The 15,525-nt window shown below is 61.5% G+C and carries 17 protein-coding genes, 1 tRNA gene and 1 pseudogene; 6 read left to right on the top strand and 13 right to left on the bottom strand.

What is annotated here, in order from left to right; all coding sequences use genetic code 11:
- Nucleotides 1-31 precede the first annotated feature (31 nt).
- A complete protein-coding gene (pstS, locus tag NKH98_RS02265; protein ID WP_352505022.1) occupies nucleotides 32-1,090 on the bottom strand; it encodes a phosphate ABC transporter substrate-binding protein PstS in 1,059 nt (352 codons plus the stop codon).
- A gap of 655 nt (nucleotides 1,091-1,745) precedes the next feature.
- On the opposite strand from pstS, the gene NKH98_RS02270 reads away from it, so the two are divergent.
- The gene (locus tag NKH98_RS02270; protein WP_352896399.1) at nucleotides 1,746-2,099 is read left to right on the top strand and encodes a hypothetical protein; all 354 of its coding nucleotides are present in this window, start codon (nucleotides 1,746-1,748) and stop codon (nucleotides 2,097-2,099) included.
- A gap of 88 nt (nucleotides 2,100-2,187) precedes the next feature.
- Here the strand turns inward: NKH98_RS02270 and NKH98_RS02275 are convergent, their stop codons facing one another.
- Nucleotides 2,188-3,159 carry a DUF2865 domain-containing protein gene (locus NKH98_RS02275; RefSeq protein ID WP_352896402.1) on the bottom strand — a complete coding sequence of 324 codons (972 nt, stop codon included), beginning with the start codon at nucleotides 3,157-3,159 and terminating at the stop codon, nucleotides 2,188-2,190.
- A gap of 326 nt (nucleotides 3,160-3,485) precedes the next feature.
- Here NKH98_RS02275 and NKH98_RS02280 point away from each other — a divergent pair, with 326 nt between their 5' ends.
- Entirely contained in the window at nucleotides 3,486-3,701 is a 216-nt protein-coding gene (locus NKH98_RS02280; RefSeq protein WP_352896405.1) for a hypothetical protein, read from the top strand.
- A gap of 34 nt (nucleotides 3,702-3,735) precedes the next feature.
- On the opposite strand, the gene tolA is transcribed toward NKH98_RS02280, so the two are convergent.
- From tolA to NKH98_RS02300, 4 genes are all read right to left on the bottom strand, one after another.
- Nucleotides 3,736-4,122: a cell envelope integrity protein TolA gene (tolA, locus tag NKH98_RS02285; RefSeq protein WP_352896781.1), complete on the bottom strand. Its 387-nt coding sequence runs from the start codon at nucleotides 4,120-4,122 to the stop codon at nucleotides 3,736-3,738.
- Between the two features lie 376 nt (nucleotides 4,123-4,498).
- A complete protein-coding gene (locus tag NKH98_RS02290; RefSeq protein WP_352896408.1) occupies nucleotides 4,499-5,362 on the bottom strand; it encodes a glutathione S-transferase family protein in 864 nt (287 codons plus the stop codon).
- Nucleotides 5,363-5,389: 27 nt separating this feature from the next.
- Nucleotides 5,390-5,971 (bottom strand): VOC family protein, encoded by a 582-nt coding sequence (locus tag NKH98_RS02295; protein WP_352896411.1) that lies wholly within the window; start codon nucleotides 5,969-5,971, stop codon nucleotides 5,390-5,392.
- Between the two features lie 407 nt (nucleotides 5,972-6,378).
- The gene (locus NKH98_RS02300; protein ID WP_352896414.1) at nucleotides 6,379-6,819 is read right to left on the bottom strand and encodes an SRPBCC family protein; all 441 of its coding nucleotides are present in this window, start codon (nucleotides 6,817-6,819) and stop codon (nucleotides 6,379-6,381) included.
- A gap of 109 nt (nucleotides 6,820-6,928) precedes the next feature.
- Here NKH98_RS02300 and NKH98_RS02305 point away from each other — a divergent pair, with 109 nt between their 5' ends.
- Complete coding sequence (locus tag NKH98_RS02305) at nucleotides 6,929-7,996, top strand: adenylate/guanylate cyclase domain-containing protein (protein ID WP_352896417.1); 1,068 nt, start codon at nucleotides 6,929-6,931, stop codon at nucleotides 7,994-7,996.
- Nucleotides 7,997-8,510: 514 nt separating this feature from the next.
- Here the strand turns inward: NKH98_RS02305 and NKH98_RS02310 are convergent.
- From NKH98_RS02310 to NKH98_RS02320, 3 genes and pseudogenes are all read right to left on the bottom strand, one after another.
- Nucleotides 8,511-8,585, bottom strand: a tRNA-Glu gene (locus NKH98_RS02310).
- Between the two features lie 90 nt (nucleotides 8,586-8,675).
- Nucleotides 8,676-9,084, bottom strand: a pseudogene (locus NKH98_RS02315) (VOC family protein).
- Nucleotides 9,081-9,464 carry a fimbrial protein gene (locus NKH98_RS02320; RefSeq protein ID WP_352896420.1) on the bottom strand — a complete coding sequence of 128 codons (384 nt, stop codon included), beginning with the start codon at nucleotides 9,462-9,464 and terminating at the stop codon, nucleotides 9,081-9,083. Before NKH98_RS02320 ends, NKH98_RS02315 begins: the two are co-directional and overlap by 4 nt.
- A gap of 26 nt (nucleotides 9,465-9,490) precedes the next feature.
- On the opposite strand from NKH98_RS02320, the gene NKH98_RS02325 reads away from it, so the two are divergent.
- From NKH98_RS02325 to NKH98_RS02335, 3 genes are all read left to right on the top strand, one after another.
- Complete coding sequence (locus NKH98_RS02325) at nucleotides 9,491-10,531, top strand: RluA family pseudouridine synthase (RefSeq protein ID WP_352896423.1); 1,041 nt, start codon at nucleotides 9,491-9,493, stop codon at nucleotides 10,529-10,531.
- A 187-nt stretch (nucleotides 10,532-10,718) separates the two neighbouring features.
- Nucleotides 10,719-11,630 carry an RNA polymerase sigma factor RpoH gene (rpoH, locus tag NKH98_RS02330; RefSeq protein WP_023678514.1) on the top strand — a complete coding sequence of 304 codons (912 nt, stop codon included), beginning with the start codon at nucleotides 10,719-10,721 and terminating at the stop codon, nucleotides 11,628-11,630.
- A 353-nt stretch (nucleotides 11,631-11,983) separates the two neighbouring features.
- Complete coding sequence (locus NKH98_RS02335) at nucleotides 11,984-12,499, top strand: hypothetical protein (protein ID WP_352896426.1); 516 nt, start codon at nucleotides 11,984-11,986, stop codon at nucleotides 12,497-12,499.
- 190 nt (nucleotides 12,500-12,689) lie between these two features.
- Here the strand turns inward: NKH98_RS02335 and NKH98_RS02340 are convergent, their stop codons facing one another.
- The 4 genes from NKH98_RS02340 to NKH98_RS02355 all read right to left on the bottom strand — a co-directional run bounded on the left by NKH98_RS02340 (nucleotide 12,690) and on the right by NKH98_RS02355 (nucleotide 15,304).
- The gene (locus tag NKH98_RS02340) at nucleotides 12,690-13,562 is read right to left on the bottom strand and encodes an MBL fold metallo-hydrolase (RefSeq protein WP_352801771.1); all 873 of its coding nucleotides are present in this window, start codon (nucleotides 13,560-13,562) and stop codon (nucleotides 12,690-12,692) included.
- Between the two features lie 152 nt (nucleotides 13,563-13,714).
- Nucleotides 13,715-14,374: a peroxiredoxin gene (locus NKH98_RS02345; RefSeq protein WP_352476179.1), complete on the bottom strand. Its 660-nt coding sequence runs from the start codon at nucleotides 14,372-14,374 to the stop codon at nucleotides 13,715-13,717.
- Nucleotides 14,375-14,661: 287 nt separating this feature from the next.
- Complete coding sequence (locus NKH98_RS02350; protein ID WP_254816554.1) at nucleotides 14,662-15,027, bottom strand: cell division protein ZapA; 366 nt, start codon at nucleotides 15,025-15,027, stop codon at nucleotides 14,662-14,664.
- Between the two features lie 4 nt (nucleotides 15,028-15,031).
- Entirely contained in the window at nucleotides 15,032-15,304 is a 273-nt protein-coding gene (locus NKH98_RS02355; protein WP_006200774.1) for a DUF4164 domain-containing protein, read from the bottom strand.
- Nucleotides 15,305-15,525 lie beyond the last annotated feature (221 nt).

Raw genomic sequence — 15,525 nt, forward strand, 5'->3', positions numbered from 1 at the left:
AGGGCGCCGTCGACGCCCTCCCTGGAGGAGATTACATAGCCGAGTAGAGCGGCTTGCCATCGTCGCCGACGACTTCCTTGGCCCACATGGCCTTGACGCTCTCAACCACCTTGTCGGGCATCGGAACGTAGTCCAGCTCGCCGGCCATCTCGTCGCCCTTGTCATACGCCCAGGCGAAGAATTTGAGCGCTTCGCCGGTGGTCGCGGCGTCGTCCGGCTTCTTATACAGGAGGATCCACGTCGCCGCCGTCATCGGCCAGGACTCGGCGCCCGGCTCATTGGCGAGGATCACCCCATAGCCCGGCTGCGAGCTCCAGTCGGCATTGGCCGCTGCCGCCGAGAACGCGGCTGCGGTGGGCTCGACCTTCTTGCCGTCCTTGTTGATCATGTCGGTGTGGGTGAGCTTGTTCTGCTTGGCGTAGGCGTATTCGACATAACCGATCGCGCCGCCGGTCTGGGAGACGTTGTTGGCAACGCCCTCATTGCCTTTGGCGCCGATGCCGACCGGCCATTCCACGGCCTTGTCGACGCCAACCTTTTCTTTCCAGTCCGCGCTGACGTCGCCGAGGTAATAGGTGAAGTTGAACGTCGTGCCCGAACCATCGGAACGGTGAACGACCGCGATCGCTTGCGAAGGCAGCTTGACGTCGGGATTGAGCTTCTTGATCGCCTCGTCATCCCAGCTCGTGATCTTGCCGAGGAAGATGTCGGCCAGCGTCGGGCCGTCGAGAACCAACTCGCCCGGCTTGATGCCTTCGAGATTGACGACCGGAACGATGCCGCCCATCACCATCGGGAACTGAGCCAGTCCGGACGCTTCAAGCTCGTCGCCCTTGAGCGGCGCATCCGAAGCGCCGAAGGTAACGGTCTTGGCCTTGATCTGCTTGATACCGCCGCCGGAACCGATCGACTGGTAGTTGAGGCCAACGCCGGTGTCTTTCTTGTAGGTGTCGGCCCACTTCGCATAGATCGGGTAGGGGAAGGTGGCGCCGGCGCCGGAGATGTCCGCGGCGAGCGCGGCGGACAGGGTGAGGGTGGTCGTCGCCGCCATTGCAATCGCAACGGCCGCCGAGCGGATGAAATGTCTCATGTGGCCTGCTCCTGTTCGGAATATGGTCTCTCGGCGCCATTCCTCCGGCGCCCGCTGAGGCCAATAGCCCCCGATTATTACAGTCGCATGACAGTTTCATGTCGCTCCGGTAACGTCGTCCAGCCGGGTTAAGAAGGAGCGGCCGCGGGCTTTGTCGGCATGGGCCGCGGTTTGCCGCTGGAATCAGCAGCTTGCGTGATTTCCGGCCGGCATCGTCGGCTCGGCGATCGCAGCCACCGGCTTTAAAAGAAAAAAACCGGACGGGAGCGCGTTGCATGCAGCCAGAACGTGTCATGGCCGCGCCATCGCCGAAACAGGTCCGTTGGGGTAAATCTGACCCTGTTTCTTGCCGGCGGTCGCTGCTCCCGCCCGTAACTGGAGGAGCGGAACTTCGAACATCCCATTGTCGCCACTGAGCGCGGCTTTGGTATGGTGCGATCGCACCATGGCCTTACGCTGGAAGCGTTGACGAATCGCAAGTTTCTAACTCGCGCTGGACCCCCATCCGCGCCCGACCCGGCGCGCTCGATCTTCGAGCGAGACCTTCGACGGGAAGCGCGACGACTTCTACTTCACGGTATCTACTCCCTTCGCCCTATTCCGCCGGTTGTCGGTTAGGCCGAAGCGGCGTTATAAGCTTGCAGGGGTATTGCTGATGTCTCGACGGATTCTGCCTGTCTTCCTGTGCCTGGCGCTGCCTCTGGGAAGCGGCTGCGCGCGCAGCTATGACGGCACCGTGATCATTCCCAAGCCGCTCGATGTTCGCCGGTTCTGGGATCGGCCTTCGCCGCAGGCGCAAGCCGAACAGTCGCAACTGGAGACCGACATCTTTCCAGTGGCGCCGCAAACGACGAAAAGGCCGGCGGTGCGCAGGAATGCAGCTTCCGTTGCAGCGCCACGGAGGAGGGCCACCAACAACCCACCCGTGCTGTCGCCGGAGCCGACGAAGGCGCTGACTTGCAGGAACGTCAGCGAGCCCGGCAAACGGGCCCGCATGGTCTGCGAATAACCAGCCGAGGTCGGTCGACGCGCGGCCCTACGCCTCGAAGCGGCTATCCGGCCAAAAGTTCGCCGCCTCGGAACATCGCCCGCCTGGGTCAGTTCGCCGGGAAAAAGGCCGGCCCGACCACTCTCACCGGCCGCGCGCCGATCGCCCTTTCGATCGACTGATGCTGGGCAGCGCCTTGCACCTCGGCAAGCGGCGTTTTTGCCTCTGCAGGAACGGCACCGGCGGTTTCGATCCCGGATTCGGGAATTTCCGCGACGATGCCAAAATCCGGCTTTGCCGTCGGCAAGGGAATGATGGCGTTGGTCATGTTGGCCGGTGTCACGGTTCGTGCCCTGAGTTCGGCGACGCGCCGATAATAGCGCTTGACGTCGCAGGCCTTGAAGTTCGCGTCGTCGCGGTACCGGAACGCGGCAGGTAGCTCCACATAGGGTTTTCCCGACTGGAGCGCGACCATCTCTTCAGTCTCGCGAGTGGCGTCGCTCAGCGTGTAGAGGTCGACGCCGGCATCGTCGCAGATATAGCGGCACTGATCGACCGTTTCCTTCAGATCGTCGCTCTTGGCGAACTGCGATTTTGGCGCGGGGAAGAAATATCCGTCCGACAAGCGAACGCAAAACAGCATCCGATTGCCGCCCATTGTTGCGCCTGCGAACTGGGGTTTGGGTGCTGTGCGCTGCTGCGCCGGCTGTTTCTTGGCAGCGGGGGCGGCGCAGCCCAGCGCGACAAACCTGGCCTTCAATCCGGACGTGTCCCTGCCCGAATTCGACAGTCTGGCGATCTGGCGTTGCACCTCCGCCTTGCTGGCGACCAGGTCGGCGCAGGGGTTGAAGAAGAAGCCGGCCGTTTTCGCCGTGCATCGGCGCTGTCTCTCCAGCCTTTGAAGCGCGGCGAGTTGCCGGCGCAGTTGCGCAAGCTCGGGGCTGGTCCCGCCGCTGCGCCCTGCCGAAAGCAATTGGCTCCTGATAGCACCGCAGCTATCCGCGTAGGAGAAGGATGTGCCGAGCGCAATGACTATTGCCGACACCAGCATCAGAATCGTGAGGAGCCAGAAGCGTGTCATTGGAACGACCATTGTCCTTGTTGCACCGAGAACAGGATTTCTTTGTCGACTATGGATAAGTTCTGGCTAAATCAGTTTTATCTAATTGAAGTAGACCACGCCACCATCGGAGACTTAAGTTCTAGTGTAGTACATCCACTCGCGTGAATTCAATATTACATTTTTATTTCAAGATTGAGACGAACCGGCAGCAACGACGCCCGCCACGGCGAAATTGTGAAGCGCGCGGCTGGTTCCGCACCCGATCAATCCGGCGTTACCGGCCGGCCGTTGCTGAAACCTTGGCCTCAGGTTCGGCGTTGAGCGTCCAACGGAGGAGACCGCAAATGTCGATCCACTTCACTGTCGCGGGGCTGACCAGGAATCTGTTCCATTCACTTGGGCTGGACCATGAACGCGTACCAAGGCGACTCGACCACGAGCAGAGGCTTTTGCTGGAGTGCTATCTCGCCGGCCAGATTCCGGAATCGGCCTGGAGCGACTATGTCTTCGAGATGCCGGAACTGGCGCGACATGTCGAGGCCAGACGAAGCCGCCACTAGATCCCGAAAAGTGGAATCCGGTTTTTGGAAAAGATCAAGGCGAAGCCTTCACTCGCGGTGCAGCCTGTTCTTGTTTGGGCGAGTTGAATTGCAGAGTGAACACCTTGCCCGGGATGCCTTCGGCCAGCGCCGGTGAAAAGCTCAACGGCAGGCAATGGTCCACGGCCGCGACCGCCGCGTCGACAAAAGCCTGGCGCGCCTTCTCCTCGCCGGCGACGCGGATGGCGGTCGGCTTGGGCCGGCCGATCAGCGTGCCATCGCGCCTGAAGCTGAAGCTCAGGGTGACGGTGGAATTCCCGGCATTCGCCGGAGGGGTCCAGCACGCCTGGATGGCAGCCCCGACCTCGGGCATGGTGTTGAGCGTCGCTGCATTCGATTGACCGGTTGCGCCCACCAGCATGGCGCCTGCGATCACGATCATTCCAGCAATGCTTTTCATGGCAGGGCCTCTGTCCTTGAACCGCCCTCGAGGAGGGGACGAACTTCGATGGTAGGGCCGACAGCGGCGATGACAAGGTGGCGGCGACGCGTTTCATCAGCCATGCAGGCGTCGTGAAACGCCGTCTGGCGCAACTTCGGCAGGGGCTGAAATAAGCAAAAGGCCGGCGCGCAGCCGACCTTTGCTTCCCTTCCGCGCCAGTACATCCGTGGTCGCGGGCTGGAGGTGGATCCAGTAGAAAGGGTTTAGGTTAACGAAACCTTAAGCTCCCCACATCGTGCAAACAGGGGAGATCAAAAAATCCCCAGTTCATTACCGGCTCCTGCAGACGTGCGGACGACCGCTATTGACATGTGCCTCAGGCGTTGGCCTGCGACCTCACATAGGCGATATAGCCGCGCACGTCGCCGGCCGGCTCGGCATAGGCCTTGCCGAGCTTCTTCTCGATCGCCGCCATGTAGTCTTTTGCCCATTGGGGCAACGCGTAGTCGATGACGGCGAGGAACTCGAGCGTCGCCGCCAGACGGATGTCGGCGATCGACGGGTCCTTGCCGCCGATGAACGGCTTGCCGTTCCTGAAGAAGGAGTGAAACACCTCCAGCGGCTCGGCTATCGCTTCTATAGCGGCCTTCTGGGCTTCCGACTTCTTGTCGGGATGAGCGTCGCTGTGGCCGACCTCGCCGGCATATTGCGGGAAATTCAGTGCAGGATAGGTGGCGCGCGCCACATAGGGGTAGAGCGTCCCGATCAGGTAGAACATGGCACTGTCGATCATTGCCCGCTTGGCCGGCGCCTTGGGATATAGTTTCTCCAGGCCGTGCTTGTTGGCGAGGTACTGCATAATGGCGCAGCTTTCCCACAAGACACCTCTCGGCAGGCCCTTGTCCTCGATCATCGGCGTAAGATGGGCCGGGTTTCGCGCCATGTATTCGGGCGAGCGCGTGAGGCCCCAGACGTCGGTTTCGGAATGGTCGAGCCCGGCGGCGCGTGCAAACACCCGAACGCTCATATTGTTGACGCTGGGCTTCAGCATGCTGAGCGTGAGCGCCGGCTTTTTCGCCGGTTTCGCTTTGGTCTTCGCGGCCTTTTTGGCGGAGACCTTCGTCGCCGGCTTTGCCACTTTCGCCGCTGACTTGGCGGCGGCTTTGGCCGCCGGCTTCGCTCCTGGCCTGGCTGCCTTGGCCGCGGGCTTCTTTGCACTCATGGTTGCTGTCTTTGCCATTATATCCTCCCTTTGTTCGGCGTGCCGTCAGTACGGATTTTTCGGTGCGCGATCCTCCGACAAGGTCGCGCGTGAGCGCTCGACAAGCGCCTGGATCGCATCGGCAAGGTGCACCTCGGCGATGTTGTAGTCGCCACGCGCGACACGCAGCTTGTGCGCCTGCATCAGCACGTCGGCATGGCTGAAGCCGGCCGGCGGCTCGAAGCGGTAGGAGGCGAGTTCGATCAGCAGGCCGAGCGGATCCTCGAAATAGATCGAGTCCATGAAGCCGCGATCCTTGACGCCGCTGTGTTTGATGCCGCGCTCGTCGAGCCGGGCGACCGCCTGCAGGAAGGTGACGCGCGACACCGCAAACGCGATGTGATGGACGCAGCCCGTATCGGTCGGCGTGCGGCGTTTCTCCGGCGTGCGGCTCTCGTCGGTGAAGACGGTGATCAGCCGGCCATCGCCCGGATCGAAATAGAGATGGCTTTCGGTGGCTTTGTCGAGGTTGGGCTGCTCGAAGATGAAGGGCATGCCGAGTACGCCCTCCCAGAAATCGATCGAGGTCTGACGCCCGGCGCCGACCAGCGTGATGTGATGAACGCCTTGTGACTGCAGCTTCTGCATCTGACTCCTCCCGGCCACGCCGTCTTGCCGCCGAACGGAAGTTCGGATGCCCAGTCGCGCTTGGATCAGCGCCCGGCATGTGACCGCGCCCGGCCTCGCTCGCCTGCGCTCCGCATTCCGCATCCTGCGGGAGTGCGGCCGGAGCTTTGATGAACGGATGCTAGTTCAATCCGAGGCGTTGCGCCAGAAGCGCTGAGTTTCAAGAACTCCACGCAGGCGCCAAGAGCGCGGACGCCTTCGCCGAGCTCGCCGAAACGATCCCTCGCCGGCAGCTGTAATGGTGCGGCAGCCCGCAGGTCGCTGGGTTTCCCGAGCGGCCGGTTTGGCGACGGCAGGTCAAAGGGGCCTCGTTGACGCATGCCGCGCCTGGTTCGGATTACGGGCATCCGTGGCCCCTTAGATGAAAATCACATATTCTTCATCGGCACATCGGGATCGACATGTCCCCCATCGGCAGTGATCTTCAGCCTTGAGAGGTAGTGCTCCCATCCCTTTCGGTGGCTGTCACGCTCCTTTGCGTTCGGCAGTCCGCTATGCGTGAAGCGGATCAGTGTCCCCGCATCCCTCGCGATCAGGTCGATCTCGACATGGCTGGAGCCGGGCGGCACGGTCTCGTTGTCTTCCCAGCCAAAACTGTAGGCGAGACGGTGGACCGGGATCACCTCGGTGAACTCACCGCGCGCCATATGGCGACCACCGACATTGACGAGGAACAGGCCGCCCGGCGATGCATCCAAATTCGCTTCGGTCCCGATCCATCGCACGATCTGGTCCGGATCCGTCAAAAGCGCGAACACGGTCGCTTGTGACGCCGCGACCTCAATCTCTGTGTAAACCGATTCCGCCATCGCTCACTCCAGGTCACATCCGCATCGAATGCCGTGCAAGCGAATATGGGGAGTTGCAAGAAGATGTTCGAGGCGTAAGCATAAGCCGGTGCCGAGTGATCTTCTACCGATGCTTCTCGCAAACTCGCTTTCATTCCTTCTGGACGACGCCGCGCATATTGGCGACGGTGGCCGACTTCTATTGCAGCTCTCAACGCATTTGATGGAAGACGGCTTGCCGATCATCGCCGGCGCACTGGCGCAGGATGCTCCCGACCCGATTATCTCACGCCGCATCTGGCTCTGGCGAGCGCCTGGGGGTGAAGTGGTCGAGGCTTTGGGGATAGGCGCCGACCGCCAGAATGCCGATCCCCGGCTCGTACTGCGGGAGTGGCTTGGCACGACGCGGGCGATCGTGTTCGACGAGCGAGCGGGCGGTGTCGCACCGACTTTGGTGTGGGCGTTCGACCATACTCCGGATGAGGCGCAGTCAGAGCTGCTGCGGCAAATCTCCCGGTTTGCTGCGGCTCCGATGACCGCGCTCGCAGAACGGTCCGCGAAACGCGCATTGCTCGAAGCATATTTGGGAAAGCGCAGTGCAGCACATGTGCTCAACGGTCATTCTCGTCGAGTAAAGGGAGAGACGATCCGGGCTGCGCTTCTGTGCGCGGACCTTCGAGGTTTCACTGATCTATCCGAGGTTTATGATGCAGACGAGATCGTATTGGTACTTGATGCCTGGTTCGATTGCGTCGCCGGCGCGGTGCACGCATTTGGTGGTGAGGTTCTCAAGTTTATAGGTGATGGCGTCCTCGCGATTTTCCCGATTGGCGAGCGCGATGCAAATGCCGCATGTGACGCTGCGGTCCGAGCCGTGAAGGCTACGCGCGCTGGGATAGATCATCTCAACCAAACTCGGCGCCGCAATGGCGGCCCTGAGCTCGGATATGGCATTGGCCTGCATGTCGGCGAGATACTCTGGGGGAATATCGGCACTGCCGGCAGGTTGGACTTCACCGCGATCGGCAAGGCTGTAAATCTTGTCAGCCGCATCGAAGGGCTGTGCAAGCCGTTGGGACGGACGGTGCTCGCGTCGACAGTGTTCGAGGCAGAAACTACCGAGCGGATGATCGCCATGGGCAGTCATCCGCTCGGAGGAATAGCAGGCGCGCAAACGCTTTTCGGCTTGCCGGAATAGATCGAATGGTTGAGCGCGCCGTGGATGTGCCGTTCGCAGCATATCTTAGTATCGTGCGAAGCCATGACTGAGAGAAATTCGAACGGCAAAGAAGCTACGATACTGCAACTGGAGTATGGCGCGTTTAGAGCCCAGCCATGCGCGTCGCGCGCAGCTTCGCTGGCCGGTGCTAAGGGCCGAGTATTCCCGGCATCCACCCTTCAAGGGAGAGGCGCCTTCGCCGAGCTCGCCAAAACGATCCGCCGCCGGCAGCTGTAGCTCAGGTCGGCTCCAGGCGGTGCCGACCAGCGTGATGGACGCCTTGCGATTGTAGTTTCTGTATCTGGGTCCCCCCGCGTGGCATCGACTGCCCTGGTCAGCGCGACGTTCTGCGCGCCGCTAAGCGGTGCCTCAAGACCCATGATGCAATGCTAATGCAATCGGCTCCGCTGCGCCAGAAGCGGCAATGAGCCAAACCCGCCGCGACCTAAGGCGATGGACCGGATTGATGGTTTGCCGAGAGCTTGGAGAGACCTGGTACGCCCAAGGGGAATCGAACCCCTGTTCCCGCCGTGAGAGGGCGGTGTCCTGACCGCTAGACGATGGGCGCGTTCAAGAACCGGCGATATAGGCTGACGGCTGGGAAAAAGCAACTAGGCTCAGGGCCACTGCTCGCACAGACGAAATATCCGCTGCAAGCCTATCGTTTTGGCTCGATCAGGTCCCAGAGATTTCCATAAAGGTCGGCGAAGACCGCGACCGTGCCATAAGCCTCATGGCGTGGCGGTTCGCGGAACTCGACGCCTTTTTCGAGCATCAGCGCATGGTCGCGGGCAAAATCGTCGGTTTCGAGGAACAAAAAGACCCGCCCGCCGGTCTGGTTGCCGACAGCGTGCCTTTGCGCATCGCCGGATGCTTCGGCGAGAAGCAGCCGCGCGCCCCTGCCCTTTGCCCGGCGTGATCGTGACCCAGCGTTTGCCGCCGCCGAGATCGATATCTTCGGTGAGCACAAAACCCAGCCGGTCGACATACCAGGAAATCGCCTCGTCATAATTTGCGACGACAAGCGCGACCGTGGCAATGCTGCGGTGTTCGGCAAAACCGGTCATTTGTTCCTGATCGAAAAACGGCCGACGATGCGGCGCTCGGTAATGTCATAGACGAAGATGGCGCGGCTGCCGTCGGGCAGCTCGGCGTCGATCGAAAGGTGATTGCCAGAGAGCGATTGGCTGACCACCCTGGCGCCGACCGGCAGCACGATGTCGCCGTTGACCGGTTCGCCGATCGGCACCTGGATGTCACTGGTCAACGGCGGGGCGGCAGGCGGCGCGTTGCGCGCTTTGTAGACAAGTGCTGCTATCACCACCATAAGGGCGAGGAATAGCAGGCCGAGATTGATGGCGACGAAGCGGACGAGCTTCCTCCGCACCTTTTCGACCTCGGGGTCGAGCGGCTTTTCCTCGTCTTCGTCGGCAAGCGGCCGGGCCATGGCAGCAGATTCCGGAACTGTTTTCGATGAGCGCTCATAACGAAGAGGTCAGACAATTAATAGGGGCCGGATCGATCGTGCTGGAGGCGGGCGCCGATGCCGCCGGCCAGCGGCTCGACCAATGGCTGGCGGCCAAGCTCGGCCCCGACATGTCGCGCAGCCGGGTGCAGATGCTGATAAAGCAAGGCGCGGTCAGGATCGGCGGCAGGCAGGTCGAAGAGACGAAGCGCAAGATGGCACAAGGTGACAGCGTGTCGGTCGACATGCCGGAGCCTGAACCGGCTGCGCCGCAAGGCGAAGATATTGCGCTGGACGTCCTCTACGAGGACAACGCGCTGATCGTCATCAACAAGCCGGCCGGGCTGGTCGTACATCCCGGCGCCGGCAACTGGACCGGTACGCTGGTCAACGCGCTGATCCATCATTGCGGCGACAGCCTGTCCGGCATCGGCGGCGTGAGACGGCCGGGCATCGTCCACCGCCTCGACAAGGAGACCAGCGGCGTCATGGTCGTCGCCAAGACCGACCGCGCCCACAAGGCGTTGTCGGAGGCCTTTGCCGACCACGGCCTGACCGGCGATCTCGAGCGCGCCTATCTGGCGTTGGTCTGGGGCATACCGGCAAGGCCGACCGGGACGGTCGACGCGCCGCTCGGCCGCGCCGCCGACCGGGTACGCCGTGCCGTGGTGCCGCAAGGCCGGGACGATGCGCGCCATGCCATAACGCATTTCACCGTCGTCGAGCGCTTTGGCGAGCAGCAGCAGGAATTCGCCACGGCGAGCTTGGTCGAATGCCGGCTGGAGACCGGTCGCACCCACCAGATACGCGTCCACATGGCCCATATCGGCCATCCGGTGATTGGCGACCCCGAATACGGCCAGGCTTTCCGCACCAAGGCCAATCGGTTGCCCGAGCCGCTAAAGAGCAAGGTAAAGGCGTTTCCGCGACAAGCTTTGCACGCCCGCCTCCTTGCATTTCGCCATCCCGATACCCATCTAACGATGAGGTTCGAAGCACCGATACCGTGGGACATGGAGGAACTCGTCGACGGCTTCCGCAAGCTCTGAACCAACCACCTGAAAACCTGACCGGCGTTGTTCACTTCAGCGTGACACACTGTTTCGTGTTGAACAAATGCCTGTCTTTCTGGTTTTGTTCCTATATATGTCGGTTGGCGCGAATGTGCCTTTGGCATTCGTGCCACATGCCCGCCGCGTTTCGGGGGCATCACTCCAATAGAGAGGGGGCGCTATCATGGCCCAGTCATTACCCAGTATCGTTTCCGGCGAAGGCGGTCTCAGCCGCTACCTGGAAGAAATCCGCCGCTTTCCGATGCTTCAGCCGCAGGAAGAGTACATGCTCGCCAAGCGCTACGCCGAGCATGAGGACACCACGGCTGCGCACAAGCTCGTCACCAGCCACCTTCGGCTCGTCGCCAAGATCGCCATGGGCTATCGCGGCTACGGCCTGCCGATCGGCGAGGTGATCTCGGAAGGCAATGTCGGCCTGATGCAGGCCGTCAAGAAATTCGAACCGGAGCGCGGCTTCCGTCTCGCCACCTATGCGATGTGGTGGATCAAGGCCTCGATCCAGGAATACATCCTGCGCTCGTGGAGCCTGGTCAAGATGGGCACCACCGCCAACCAGAAGCGCCTGTTCTTCAACCTGCGCAAGGTGAAGGGCAAGATCCAGGCGCTTGATGAAGGCGATTTGAAGCCCGACCAGATCACCGAGATTGCCACCCGGCTGAACGTCTCGGAAGCGGAAGTCGTGTCGATGAACCGCCGTCTGTCGGGCGACGCCTCGCTCAATGCGCCCATCCGGGCCAGTGAAGGCGAGTCCGGCGAATGGCAGGACTGGCTGGTCGACGACCACGAAAGCCAGGAAGAGATGCTGATCGAGCAGGACGAGCTGGAAAACCGGCGCGGCATGCTGTCCGGCGCTCTTGCCGTGCTCAACGACCGCGAACGTCGCATCTTCGAGGCGCGCCGCCTCGCCGATGAGCCGTTGACGCTGGAAGAGCTGTCGGCCGAGTTCGATATCAGCCGCGAGCGGGTGCGGCAGATCGAGGTGCGTGCCTTCGAGAAGGTGCAGGACGCGGTCAAGGCCGCGGCCAAGCGCCAGACGCAGGCGTTGCGCACGATTGAGGCGCAGCCGGCGGCATAAGGCCTCCAAGAGAACCAAAAAAACGGCGGCGTCAGGTAACTGGCGCCGCCGTTTTTTCCAAAGCGCGTCGCGTTCGACCGGCGGCGCCTTCGCGGATGTCCGATCCGCCGCCGTAACTGCCGTAGCCTCGCCATGGCGTCCGCAGACGATCGCATTGATAACGGCATTACCGCAATTTTCCCCAAGCCCTGAAAACCGTAACGCTGCAAGCTGTGGCGTCGATATTCCGGCGCCGACCGGCGCATTCCACAACCCGGCGCCCGCAGCAAGTGGCGCGATAACGGGCCGCTGATAACGGGCCGCTCGGGCTGCCTCAGGCAGTTGGAGCTCGTCTGTTGGAAACGAAAGGCAGTATGACGATGACGATTTCCCCGTTTCTGACCGCTCTTGGATCCGAAGGCCCCCCAGCCGATCGGGCGAAAGACATGGCCCTCTATGGGTGGCTAATTGGAAGCTGGGAAATGGACTCGGTCCACTATCTCGACGACGGCACAACCCAGAAATGGGATGGCGAATGCCATTTTGGCTGGGTGCTCGAAGGCCGCGCGATTCAGGACGTTTGGATCAGGCCCAAGCGCCCTGCGCCGTCCACGATGTACGGCACGACCCTGCGTATCTTCGACCCTGGGATCGATGGCTGGCACATCATATGGAACGACCCGCTCAACCGGGATCACTCGCGCCAGATCGGCCGCGCCGAGGGTAAGGACATTGTCCAGCTCGGCGATGACTCGCGCGGCCTGAAAACTTGTTGGCGTTTCACAGAGATCACTGCCAACAACTTCCATTGGATCGGCGAGGAAAGATCTTCCGAGGGCGACCCTTGGCAAATCACGTATGAACATTTAGCCCGCCGAACAAAACCCTGACGCTGAGTAAACACCTAGCTGGCGTCTGCGCCGCTCCTCATCCGGCTGCCACCACCGTCTTCCCGTATGGACCTATCGGATTCAAACATCGCAAAAATCGAATCAGGATCAATAACTTGGATGACCCGTCGCAGAACGATGAGGGCGGCGCCAAGTTTGGATGGCACTGTAGTGCCAGCGACCCATCTCCTCACAGGCAATCGAGCGGAAACTTCAGATAGCGCCGCCCGTTGGATTCCGGTTCCGGCAGGCGTCCGCCGTTCATGTTCACCTGCAGCGCGTGCAGGATCAGCCGCGGCATCGGCAACGTCCTGTCGCGGGCTTGGCGGAGCGCGACGAAGTCGGCTTCCGTCTTGCCGCCGGCAACATGGATGTTGCCGGCTTTCTGCTCCGCGACCGTGCTTTCCCAGCGCGCTTCACGACCGCCCGGCTGGTAGTCGTGACCGACGAACAGACGTGTCTCGTCCGGCAGCGCCAGGATGTCCTCGATCGAACGCCAGAGCCGCTCGGCACTGCCGCCCGGAAAGTCTGTCCTGGCGGTGCCGCTGTCCGGCATGAACAACGTGTCGTGGATGAAGGCGGCGTCGCCAATGACGTAAGTGATCGAGGCCAGTGTGTGGCCCGGCGAGAACAGCACTCTCGCCGGAAGGCCGCCGACCGAAAAAGTTGCGCCATCGGCGAATAGCCTATCCCATTGCGAACCGTCGGCGGAGAATTCCGGCCAGTTGTAGATCACCTTCCACAATTTCTGGACGTCGATGACCTTTTCGCCGATTGCCGTCGGCGCTCCGGTTCTCCCCCTCAAATAATGGGCGGCAGAGAAATGATCGGCATGCGGATGTGTGTCGAGGATCCACTCGACCTCCAGCCCGCTTTCCCTGACGAAGTCGAGCAGGGCGTCGGCGTTCTTCGTTGCCGTTGCACCGGACCTTTCGTCGAAGTCGAGCACCGGATCGATGATGGCGCATTTGCGGGTCGCCATGTCGGCGACCACATACTGGACGGACCCGCTCGGCTCGTCATAGAAGCCGGTGACCTGCGACCTGGCCGATAATGCGTCCAATCCCAGCCTCCTTCGCCCCTCACCACGGCAGGAAGGATTTTCTCTGCCACGGCAAATGAAAGGCATGGTTGTCCGTCAACCAGGCACCGTCAAGCACCCCATGCTCATAGGGCCCGGGAAAACCGAAAATTCTCCGTGCCGCCCCTGCCTGCTCAGGCGGAAGGCTGCTTGGTCTTCCTGAGATATGGCAGGATCGTCTCGTAGGCACCGAAGCGCTTGATGGCATCCTCATTCGAGACGGCAGCGGTGATGATGACGTCCTCGCCCTGCTTCCAGTTCGCCGGCGTCGCCACCTGGTGCTTGGCGGTCAGCTGCATGGAATCGATGGCGCGCAGGATTTCGTCGAAGTTGCGGCCCGTCGTCATCGGATAGGTGAGAACCAGCTTGATCTTCTTGTCGGGCCCGATGACGTAGACCGAACGCACCGTGGCATTGTCCGCCGGCGTGCGGCCTTCCGAGCTCTCGCCGGCACCCGCCGGCAGCATCTCATAAAGCTTGGCGACCTTGAGATCCTTGTCGCCGATCAGCGGGTAGTTCAGCGAATGGCCGGTCGCGGTCTTGATATCGTTCTGCCACTTTTCGTGGCTTTCGACGGGATCGACCGAGATGCCGATGATCTTGACGTTGCGCTTCCTGAACTCGCCTTCGAGCCCGGCCATCGTGCCGAGTTCGGTCGTGCAAACCGGCGTAAAGTTCTTCGGATGACTGAACAATACCGCCCAGCCGTCGCCGATCCATTCATGGAAGCTGATCGGTCCTTGCGTGGTCTCAGCGGTGAAGTCCGGTGCGATGTCGTTGATGCGAAGGCTCATGGCGTGTCCCTACCTGTTTGGCTTGCCGCTGGCATTGAACGCCCCACCGGCGTTGCTTGCATTTCTAACACTGCGGCGTCATCCTTCAAGTGGCTGTTGACGCTAGGATAGTGGCCGGCCTCAAAAAAATTTTTGTCACTTAGGCGGGAAATACAGCAGTGATTTCCGCGCTGGCGAAAAAGCACCGGAGGTTGGTTAAACGCGCAGGCATTTCCGCCGATTGTTCGGCTCAGATGCTGCCCATTCCGCCGTTAAGTGGCGTCGGGTCGATGAGGCGACGCGCCGCGCTACGCCTTGTTCACTGCCAGCGTCGTCGCCAGGTCTTCCATGCGCTGGGCCAGCGCGCCGAGCGCCCCGGTCAGCACGGAATCGTTCTTGTCGGCCTTGGTCAGTGCATCGTCGCGCGTCTTGCGCAGCGTCAGCACTTCGCTTTCCATGCCCTTGACCCGCTTTTGCAGTTCCGAAAGCTCGTCCATGACCATGATGCCGGCCATCACGGTCAGTCGCTGGTCGCCGATCTCGCCAAAAGAATCCTTCAGATGCGAGACATAGCGGTCGAAGCGCTCGGCAAGATCGATCAGATGCTCTTCCTGCCCCTCGTCGCAGGCCATCCGATATTGCTTGCCGTCGATGGAAACCGTGACTTGTGCCATTAGCCTACCTGTCCAGTACCGCGCGGATGGTCTCCATGGCTGTCACCAGCCTTCGCGACACTTCTTTGTTGGCATCTTCCAGCCGTTCGGCGCGAGCTTCGGAATTGTCGAGCTCCTGCGCCAGCCGCGAGCGGTCGGCGTTCATCCGCTGCACTTCGGCCTCGGCTTCCGAATAGTCCCGCTCGTGCTCGAGCTTGGCCGCGACGGCGTTTTCCAGCCCTTCGATGGCCTTACCCAGCCTGGCAATGACTTCCTTGAGGGTCGTTTCCCCGGTCATGGCTTTCGTCCTGCGCCCTGCCCATCACCGAATCATCCACGTTCAGAACGCGTTATCCCTGAAACATTACCCGTCGTGTGAACCGCACGTCAATAAAGCTGTCGCGACTGTCCCCTGCTAACGCTAATGTAAGTCGCGCATGGCCATCACAAGACCGGCAAAAGTACACCGATTTGTTGACTAAAAGGCCGCGCCTGCTATGTGTCGCGCACCCTTTTCAA

The sequence above is a fragment of the Mesorhizobium sp. M0833 genome, from assembly GCF_040319905.1.
Classification (GTDB): Bacteria; Pseudomonadota; Alphaproteobacteria; order Rhizobiales; family Rhizobiaceae; genus Mesorhizobium.